Here is a 10,208-nt window from a genome sequence, read left to right on the forward strand (position 1 = left end):
CCCCACTTGTTTTTAAGTGGGGACTAAATTAAGGCTTATAGGATGAATTCATAAGGTGTGTTCAGCGGACGCTTACCTTAGTAGTGACTAAAAAATCATAACACCAGTTAAACATATTGGAAGAATAACAAAGCATTAAAAAAGCACTAAGTTATTAAAACTTAATGCCTTTTAATTCACATAGTAACTTACTGGAACTTATTAGAATATTGGCTTAAATTGAAATTACTTTCCGATACAGAATGTAATATAACTTATTTTAATAAATAGAATCAAATACTTATGATTTAAAAAAAACCTTAGTGCCTAAAGAGCGACTAAATTTATATTTTTATATAAAAAAGGCTTCTTTAATTGAAGCCGTTTTAAAAAAATTTAAAAATTGAATGCAAGCCGCTCTACTGTTTTAGGCATATAACTTGTTAAAGCTGGTTGATTCACCAAACCTAATAACTCGTAGACTTGACCACCAATTCCTGGAATCACTTCACCACTATTTGAATCTTTTTGTGAATCCTTTGCAAAATACACAAAATGAAATTTTGATGAAATATCAGATGGAAATTCTTTAACTAAAGATTCCTCTGAATTTTTGTGAATAACAGGTGACACAATAAAAATTTGCTTTGCATTTTTAATTTGATTCAGCATAGCAATTAAATTGGTACGCACAACACAACTACCAGACATCACTGACTTAACAATAACCACATTATCAGTTTGCTCAAATCCAGGTTCTATAAATTTATGAACAATAGGAGCAACACTATTTTTAGATGGTAGTTGATAATGATTATTCCAAAAAACTGCTAATTTTGTAGAAATCTGATTTTTATTCAATACTGATTTAACACCAGCTTGTAAAAAATCTGCATCTTCAGCAGTTGAAATTACCAAACATTTGTTTGATTTTCCTAATTCTGGCACTAAAGATTCAGCTAATAACTTACCCAACTCTTCCATATGCACACGGTAGTCTCTTGGATTATTTTTTGAATCCAATAAACCTTGCAAATGATCTTTTGCTAAATTATTAGCAATGCTACTGTAAGTACGTTCGTTCATGCCCATTCTAAGCTCCTCCTAAAGGAGAAGAATCTAGAGATGTATCTACATCTAACTCAGAACTAGTTAAAAACATAAAAAACATCGCTAAATCTTTAATATTAGTTATTTCCTGTATCTTAGATACAGGAACTTTTAGGATTAAATCCAATGAAGCAGACACTTCGAAGCCTGTTTCATAAGATAAATATACCCTATTAGATTGTAATCTATAAGTAGTGTTATTAGAAGACGTTGTTACAATTTGTTTAATCCAATCAGGTATTTCCTGACCAGTGGCTTCCTCTTTTCTAAATTTTTTAAAGGGATTAGGATGAGCATTGGAACAAGCTTGCTCAAAAATACTTTTAATATCTTGAGAGGTACCTGCTTTCAAAACCCCTAAAATCAACATAGCGGCATAGTCGACCTGAGTATTATCATTGGACTCAATTAAAAGCTCTATATAGGACTTTAATTCTGTTTGATCTAACAACTCTACTAAATTTTTAAAGTATGGAAAAAAAATACAAGTATTTAATGGCTGTAAAGATACTGGAATTTTTTGTAGATTATTTTCTTTTTTCCTTTCACAAGATACTAACAAATAATTTCTAGATTCTTGAATTTTATGAAATTTAGTATCAATAATAGTTTGTCTTTCACATCTTGTTGTTATTTCGCTAGTCCAATCTGCTGCTGAGCCAGAAGAATTTTTTGCTTGAAAATTATGTTTAACTGATTTTTCTAAATCCCAATAACAAATATCATCTATAAAAGCCAATTCTTGGCAACTTAGTAAATGTTTTGAATGATCAATATTTTGTGATGCCAATTCAAAAGCCTTAAAAAGTTGAAAAAAGTCTTCATAATCACGACCTTTTTGATTGTTAATCCCCCCAGTGTGGATATGTTGTAGATTTAACAGGACTGGTTTTCCTAGTTCTTTTTCTACAAATAATTCTAGACTACTCAACTTTTAATTTCCCGTTTATAGTATTAAACCTATATGGGTAAAATATCCACAAATCATATAAATATCAATTTATATTCAATATCTTATTTATAAGAATCCTTAAACCACCACTGTAACTTTGTAACTTTTGTTAAATCTATGATTTTATTTAAAATTAAAAGTTACATTATGCCTTCTAAAAATGTAACAGGTAACATGATGTTACCTGTTACATTTAGCTCATTTTATTTGTTACCAAATAAAGCTTTAATTTTCAAACATGTTACTAAAGTTACTGCTGTTACTTTGTTTTATTTCACTTTTAGCTTCAATATCGAAGTTCATCATAACATTGGCATTAAAAACATATAAACGGGTAACCTTTTTTGATTCTGGCAACCTTTTTACTTTTGTCATTAGTTTACCATCACAGTCAATCCATCCATATTTTTTCAAGACTTTTGCAACAACTTTTGAATTGAGTGACTTACATATTTCTTGTTTAAAAATTTCTGGATAAACATAAAATTGTCGTTCATCAGCTTCAACTTTAACGAATCCCATTCTATTAAATACTTTAGTCTGCTCACTAAACTCAGTGTTAATCAGCTCAAAACGACTACTACCATGAAGCGTGAAAAAAGTACGTACCTGATTCAAAATTTCTTCATCTTCATAATCACCAACTTGTTCAAAGTTACCAATCCAATGATTAAAAATATTTTGAACTGATCTAATGGCTGTACCTGACTTCCATCCCGTTATACCTGCAATTGTTGCCATCTCACCACTAACAGCAACCAAAGCAAAATAGTTTGCTACACGAATGATATGCCCTTGTTTATGCTGTCCAATTAACACCTGAGCATATTCATCAAGTAAGCGATTTGCTATTTCTGTTACTTTAACTTTATCTGAAGTCAAATATTGCAACCAAGCAGCCCCAGCTACTCCATAATGTTGCTTGATATTACTATTAAGCAACAATGCTTGTTGAGCTGCATTTTCTGAAAAATCAATTTGATCAAAAATACCATGCTCAGACTGATCTATATCGATGTTAATTAATCGAATTTCCTGCCCCAATTTGGCTTGTTGACCAGCTTCGTTCATCAACTCAGACAATGTTTTTTCACCACTGGAAAGAAATACAAGCCTCCACCGAGCTGTCTCGCGAACAGTCAGGCTTTTTGTCATCCGGCCTTTACCTGAGCCATTAATTAGCATGTAAATAATATTACCCAGATCTTTAGGGTTCGGAATTTCGCCGATTTCATCCAATACCAGTAAGCCATCATTATGCGTAAACGCTGTTTGTTCTAATGCATTACTTGTATTACGCCATGTATGATAATACGACTCAGGATTCCCCCATACAGAACAGGCAATAAAAACGGCGGTACTTTTACCTTTAGATGATTTACCTTTGAAATGTATGCCAGCTCCATGACGACCCAGAGGTTCAAGCAACTGACCTGTAAAAGCACTAGACAGAGCCAAAACTAAAAAATCATGGTTTTCAGAATACTTAGCGACATTATTCTGCCAATCATTCAAGGTACCTTTTTGTACATATTTATCAATTACGTTGTAAGTGGATTGATAAACGATGAGCTCACCACTGCTATTTTCACCAATAACATTATTGGGCAAAATGTACTGATGATCATGCCATCCAACTTTGTTTACACATTTTGCGAATGTATCAACTGGGTAGTTGGCTATATACGTTTGAAATAATTCTCGAGCGGATCTGGAAGTAGAAAGGGTTACTCCCATATGAGCAAGTGCTTTACGCATATCTGCACCATCAGTTTGCAGAGTTTCCATAGGTAAAGCCCATGTGTGCTCTACATTTGCATCATCTACCCATTTAAGCAATCGTCCCCAATCATTTGAGGTCTGATCTCGTGTTTTAGCTAAAATTAAAACAGGTGTAGATAACCAAAAGCATTCCAATTCACCATCGCGCATTCTTAGATAATGTACACCATCTGAGGTAATCTCAAACTGACCATTCTTATGAGGCATAGGGGCGGCTAGAACCTCACTTTTCTTATGCAGCTCAGCTTCATTATTTTTTTCAACTTGTTTAAATCCAGTCGAATTGTATGGAACTATTATAAGATTTTGAACATCCTTGAGTGACGTTTCCTGTCCAATAGCCGCCCGTTTCTCTACCCAATCGACGACATCATCTTTGCTTTCTAAATTGAGTTCATCCAATTTAATTACAGAAACCAACGTATTTTTTTCATGAACAGCCTCATTCAAAGCATCCAAAAATTTTAATCCTGGTTCATCATTATCAGGCCATACAATAATTGAGCGACCAAATAAAGGACTCAAATCTGTTTTGCTGACACTTTGGCAACCACCACTGGTGGTTGCATATAGACCAAGTTTATTTAAATAATCAGCTTTTTGTTCACCTTCTACAACATATATCGGCTGATCTTTTGAGGCTGAGATCCGATATAACGCATATAATGGTTTGCTACCATTACCTTGTGGGAAGACCTCATGAAAGTCAGGTTCTTTCAATATAAAGTCACTGCCTTTCAATGAAAATGAACGTATAAATTTCTGTCCATTGTCTGGATTTTTTGCCCTTAACTTCCAGTAAATCACATCGCCATTTTCATCAGTATATTGGAAGACGGATTCAAATTTAAAACCGTTTTGTTTTTCAACAATTGATTGTGCAAAAACTTCAGCCTGCTCATGCATTAATTGTGTATTTTTCATTTGCATTCTTCCCAAGCGCCTAAATCTTTACATGCATCGATAAAACTGATTTTTTTAAATTTCATATGAAATGCAATTAAGTCACCACCTTTGGTTCCACATGCAAAACAATTGAAACAACCGATATTCAAATTGATACTCAAACTCGGATTCGTATCATCATGAAAAGGGCAAAGTATCATCGACCAAGTTTTTGATCTGTCATGATCAAATCCATGATCAGCTAAATACACGGGTACAGATGGGAGTAAATTTTTGTTTAACTTAAATTTATATTTTTGATTTTTTAAATTTGGGTGTGACATTATTTAGCCCCCCATATTTTTGAATTGTTATTTTTGGCAATACGATCTTCAATCCATGAATCTATTTCAGACTCAATCCAAGCAACTCGACGTATTGATAAATGTATGGGGTAGGGAAATGTACCCTGTTTCATCAGAGCATAAATTGAAGAAGCACCTAAACCAGTCTTGATTTGTACTTCTTTACGGCGGATTAAACGTGTTTTTTCAGTATTGTTTAGAGGAATATTCTTCATCTGATTACCTTTATATTAATTAAGGGTTTTCAGACAAATTTTTACGTTTTAAATTTCAACCGATTTTTATAAGGTTGCATATGCCTTGTGGGCTTTAAAATAAATTCAACAGTCAATTTTGACGTTGACAAAATAAGGTACGAGCATTAAAGACAAAAAATCTGTCATTAAATTCAGCAGTTTTTACATCCTGCCACCTTCATCAAGACAAATTAACTTGTCTTGATGAAGGTAATGTGAGGTATAATTACTAAAAAATCAACTGATTTTTTTAATTAATGAATATATTTTTTTATAAACATATAAATCAACATGTTAGGATTCAATTAACGGTATATCACCAATAATTTTATAAATGTGATCACTCCAGTTTTGCAACATTTGAATACGTTGCTGTTTATAGGAGGCTTTATTATAAACCCCTCGAACACCCTTAATTGTATGATTTAAACTTGCTTCGATCACATCACTGCTATACCCCTGTTCATGTAGATGGGTACTCGCTGTTCTTCGAAGATCATGGATGGTAAAAGGTACTAGGGTAGTTATTCCTGCCAATACACTTTTTTGAGCAGTATTAAATGCGTTATGGCTAATATGGGTACCCTTTTTCCGCCCCACAAACACATAAGGTTCATCACCAGCTATAATTTTAAGTTGCTTTAAAATGGATATAATTTGATCAGACATATAGACTATCATTTCACGAGAATGACCTGATTTACCATCACCTTTAGTTTCAGGAATTAGCCAAATTCTATTTTCAAAGTCTATATCCTCCCACTTAGCCTGTAACAATTCAGATTTTCTTACCAACGTCAATAACGACAGTAATAGACCATATTTACGTGGCTTATATATTCTTGAAGAAAAAACAGCCTTATAAAATATTTTAATTTCTGATTCTTTTAAATAACGGTCCCGAGGCTTAGGTTTACACACATGTCTTGAAGGTATTGATAAGACTGGGTTAAATTGGATCATGCCTAAAGTCACAGCATAATCACACATGCGCTTCAACAAACCTCTCACCTGATTTGCAGCAGAATCATACCCTTGGTCTTTTTTTCGCCAAATAACCTTTCGAATGTCATTAACTGTTAGATCTTTTAGTGGGATATGACCAATCAAGGGGTAAATATCATTATTTAGGCACAAAATCATATTGTATGGATTTTTTCTGTCCTTTTTGATTACTTCATTTAAATATGTTTCACCATACTCTTTGAACAGTATGGAGTTACTTTTACCAGCTTTTCTAGCATCTTTTTCTTTTTTAGGTGAAATACCCTTGGCCACCATTGATGCAGACTCATCTCGAATTTGCCTTGCCTCTTTCAATGACAGATCTGGATAGCGGCCTATAACTAAGCGTTCTTGCTTACCATTGAGGGTATATCTGTAATGCCAAGATTTTATACCTGAATCTTTCACTTCAATGAATAGACCATTATTCAATTTATCTTTAACTGTGTAACGCTTTAATTGTGCTTTTAAATTTTGCACCTCTCTATCCGTTGAAAAAAATGTATTCGTTTTACTTGGCATTTTTAGTCACTCAATCATATTTTATATATACAAATCATTATGCACCTAATAGGTGACTAAAAAAACAGTAGCACCAGTTGATTTAAATAAATACACTGGAATAATAAAAATATAAAAAATAGCAATAAGTCATTAAAAATTATTGCTATTAATTTTGTCTTGGAATTAACTGTAACTTACTAGAATAATAGCTTAAATTGAAATTACTTTCCGATACAGAATGAACCAAAGATCTTACCTAATAGATCATCCGCACTAAAATCACCGGTAATTTCACCTAAGGCATTTTGTGCAAGACGTAACGACTCCGCCACCAACTCACCCGCATGGTAAATCACTAACTGCTCGCGTGCTTCGGCTAGATAGTGCTGAGTACGCTTCATTGCGTCTAAATGACGGGTGCGCGCAATAAAGGTATCTTCTTCGGGCTGGAAACCTGCATGCGCTGTAATCGCATCTATGAGCGATTGCACACCTGTTTCCTGTTTGGCTGAGACGGTAATATGACGAAAACCTTGAAAATCACTAATTTCAGCAATGGATCCGGTTAAATCACATTTGTTTCCGATCAACATTAGGCGTTTCGCTTCAATATGATCAGCAAAATAAGCCTGTGCCAATTGTAGTGGATCATCCCCTTGGCTTAAGTCATACACCAACAGCAATAAATCAGCCTGTTCAATTTCTTGAATGGCGCGGCGAATCCCTTCTTTTTCCACCACATCACCGGTTTCACGTAGACCCGCAGTATCGGTCAGGGTAATCGGCAAACCATTTAAGCTAATTTTCTCATGCAACACATCACGGGTGGTCCCTGCAATATCGGTCACGATGGCACGATCAATTCCGGCTAAAGCGTTTAACAATGACGATTTTCCCGCATTCGGTTTACCGGCGATCACCACTTGCAAACCTTCACGCAGTAGCTGTCCTTGACGCGCTGATTGCTGTACTGCTGTCACCGAACTCGCCACATCATCCAGCAAACCTAAGATCTTCCCATCTGCCAAAAAGTCGATTTCTTCTTCTGGAAAATCAATGGCCGCTTCCACATGCAAACGCAAGTGAATAAGTTGTTCGAGAACCGTATTCACTTTGGTCGAGAACGCACCTTGGAGTGAACGTACCGCAGAGCGTGCTGCTGCCTGCGATGTGGCATCAATTAAATCGGCAATTGCTTCAGCCTGTACCAAATCCATTTTGCCATTTTCAAAGGCACGCATGGAAAATTCACCGGCTTTTGCAGCAATAGCGCCTAATTCGAGTAAACGTGCCAATAACGCATTTTGAATCACTGGACCGCCATGCCCTTGTAGTTCCACCACATCTTCACCGGTAAATGAATGCGGATTGGGAAAGCACAGAACCAAACCTTCATCCATAATTTCACCTGCAGCATCGTAAAACTTACGAAAACCGGCAAAACGCGCTTGTGGCAATGACTGCTGAGTTAAGGCTTCAGCAATGGCATACGATTTTGGACCAGACAAACGGATCACCCCAACCCCGCCACGCCCCGGCGGTGTTGCAATAGCAGCAATAGTCGTCAGATGTTGTGGGTGTGTCATGGTGAAATTCTCAAATTTGGGCAATAAAAAATCCGCTTAAGAATATCATCTTAAGCGGATCGATTCAGCTTATCAGCAAGACTTAGTTTGCAGAATCAGCTTCTTCACGTTTTGCACGATCTTTTTCAACCGATTTGTTAATCAAACCTTGTTGCAGAATCGTAATACTGTTGTTGACAATCCAGTACAGCACTAGGCCGGCTGGGAAGAACAACATAAATACAGTAAAGATAATCGGCATAATGCGGAACACTTTCGCCTGCATAGGATCGGCAGGTTGAGGGTTCAACATTTGCTGAATGAACATGGTCGCACCCATCAATAATGGGAGAATAAACCACGGATCCATTGCAGATAAATCTTGAATCCAGCCTAACCATGGTGCATGACGAAGTTCAACAGATTCCATCAATACCCAGTACAAGGCCAAGAAGATCGGCATTTGTAATAACAATGGTAAGCAACCCGACAATGGATTGACTTGTTCGCGTTTGTACAAAGCCATCATTTCTTGAGAGAAGCGCATACGGTCTTCACCAAACTCTTCTTTCATCCGTTGCATTTCAGGTGCAATCACACGCATTTTCGCCATAGAGCGGTAGCTCTTCGACGACAATGGCCACAAGATCAATTTCACCAGAATCGTCAAGAGAATAATTGACCAACCCCAGTTACCCACTAAACCATGGAAGAACTGTAAACCTAAGAACAACAGCTTCGCAATCGGCCATAACCAACCATAATCGACAGTTTGGTTCAGACCCACAGCCAAATCTTTTAATTCAGATTGAATTTTTGGACCTGAATAGAACGTTGCATCCACTTCTGCCACTGTACCTGCAGGTACATTGATTGCTGGTGAAGTGAAGCCAATGATGTTCATATCATCAGTCGACTTACGTGATTCAAGTTTTGCCGCATAAGGCTGACCATTTTGTGTCAGTTTGATTTCACCCGGAATCCAAGCACTAACAAAATAATGCTGAACCATTGCAACCCAACCGCCAGTTGCATCAACATTCAATTTTTCGTCATTGAAGTTGGCAAATTTCAGCTTGTTGTAATGTTCTTCAGGCGTACCCCATGCACCACCAAGGAATGTCCCTAATGTGAAAATACCTTGATCAGATTTACCCGGATCTTCAGAGTTGTCGCGTTTGAGCTGACCAAACATCTGACCTTGCCAATTCTGAGCACTACGGTTCACAATTTTATGATTAACAACTACAGGGTATTCACCTTGAGTGAAATTAAAGGTTTTGATTACCTCTACACCATCTGCAGTTTTATACACCATTGGTACTGACAGGACTTTCACAGTTTGACCGTCCTGACCTTTCACCGCTTTGGCATCATTCATACTATAAGCTGATTTTTCAACTTCATAGTTTGGACGACCTTTCGGATTACTGTCAGGGCCATTAAGACCGATTAAGCCAGACTGAGCAACATAAGTACGTTTTGCATCGCTTTCGAGCATTACGAACGGTTCATCACTGTCTTTATTTTTGTCATGGTTCAGTAATTCAACACGCACAATATCGCCACCTTTTGGATTAATCCAAAGATGGTAGAGGTCAGTTTGTACTGAAATTAGCTTTTGACTAACAGGTGCAGCGGCATCTGTTGTTTGTTGTGTAGCAGCATTATTTGCTTGTGGCACATCTGAAGCAGCAGTGGCTGTCTGGCCATTTGGTAAGTCAGCAGATACTTCATGCGATACAACTGCAGCATTTTGCTGAGGTTTTTGTTCCGCATTTCCATAATCTTTCTGCCAAGCCAAAATGAGCAAATATGCGACAAC

The 10,208-nt window shown here is 36.4% G+C and carries 8 protein-coding genes; all 8 read right to left on the reverse strand.

Annotation, left to right across the window (positions count from 1 at the left end; translation table 11 throughout):
- Positions 1–375 precede the first annotated feature (375 nt).
- Entirely contained in the window at positions 376–1,071 is a 696-nt protein-coding gene (locus ACN6OV_RS11665) for a hypothetical protein (protein WP_427953133.1), read from the reverse strand.
- 1 nt (position 1,072) lies between these two features.
- Entirely contained in the window at positions 1,073–2,020 is a 948-nt protein-coding gene (locus ACN6OV_RS11670; protein WP_179997493.1) for a hypothetical protein, read from the reverse strand.
- A 246-nt stretch (positions 2,021–2,266) separates the two neighbouring features.
- Positions 2,267–4,747 carry a DUF927 domain-containing protein gene (locus ACN6OV_RS11675; protein ID WP_427953136.1) on the reverse strand — a complete coding sequence of 827 codons (2,481 nt, stop codon included), beginning with the start codon at positions 4,745–4,747 and terminating at the stop codon, positions 2,267–2,269.
- A complete protein-coding gene (locus ACN6OV_RS11680; RefSeq protein ID WP_427953138.1) occupies positions 4,744–5,052 on the reverse strand; it encodes a CHC2 zinc finger domain-containing protein in 309 nt (102 codons plus the stop codon). The genes ACN6OV_RS11675 and ACN6OV_RS11680 overlap by 4 nt, the downstream gene beginning before the upstream one ends.
- Positions 5,052–5,288, reverse strand: coding sequence for a helix-turn-helix transcriptional regulator (locus ACN6OV_RS11685; protein ID WP_427953140.1), 237 nt, complete (start codon positions 5,286–5,288; stop codon positions 5,052–5,054). Before ACN6OV_RS11685 ends, ACN6OV_RS11680 begins: the two co-directional genes overlap by 1 nt.
- Positions 5,289–5,603: 315 nt before the next feature.
- Positions 5,604–6,836: a tyrosine-type recombinase/integrase gene (locus ACN6OV_RS11690; RefSeq protein ID WP_427953142.1), complete on the reverse strand. Its 1,233-nt coding sequence runs from the start codon at positions 6,834–6,836 to the stop codon at positions 5,604–5,606.
- 203 nt (positions 6,837–7,039) lie between these two features.
- Positions 7,040–8,404 carry a tRNA uridine-5-carboxymethylaminomethyl(34) synthesis GTPase MnmE gene (gene mnmE, locus ACN6OV_RS11695; RefSeq protein WP_427953144.1) on the reverse strand — a complete coding sequence of 455 codons (1,365 nt, stop codon included), beginning with the start codon at positions 8,402–8,404 and terminating at the stop codon, positions 7,040–7,042.
- Between the two features lie 82 nt (positions 8,405–8,486).
- On the reverse strand, positions 8,487–10,208 hold a 1,722-nt coding region (gene yidC, locus ACN6OV_RS11700), incomplete at its 5' end, for a membrane protein insertase YidC (protein ID WP_427953146.1).

This window comes from Acinetobacter sp., from assembly GCF_050285345.1.
Classification (GTDB): domain Bacteria; phylum Pseudomonadota; class Gammaproteobacteria; order Pseudomonadales; family Moraxellaceae; genus Acinetobacter.

Excerpts from the sequence above, each read along its gene's own strand:
- ACN6OV_RS11665 (WP_427953133.1), bottom strand. The coding sequence starts at position 1,071 with ATGGGCATGAACGAACGTACTTACAGTAGCATTGCTAATAATTTAGCA.
- ACN6OV_RS11675 (WP_427953136.1), bottom strand. The coding sequence starts at position 4,747 with ATGAAAAATACACAATTAATGCATGAGCAGGCTGAAGTTTTTGCACAA.
- ACN6OV_RS11680 (WP_427953138.1), bottom strand. The coding sequence starts at position 5,052 with ATGTCACACCCAAATTTAAAAAATCAAAAATATAAATTTAAGTTAAAC.
- ACN6OV_RS11685 (WP_427953140.1), bottom strand. The coding sequence starts at position 5,288 with ATGAAGAATATTCCTCTAAACAATACTGAAAAAACACGTTTAATCCGC.
- ACN6OV_RS11690 (WP_427953142.1), bottom strand. The coding sequence starts at position 6,836 with ATGCCAAGTAAAACGAATACATTTTTTTCAACGGATAGAGAGGTGCAA.
- mnmE (WP_427953144.1), bottom strand. The coding sequence starts at position 8,404 with ATGACACACCCACAACATCTGACGACTATTGCTGCTATTGCAACACCG.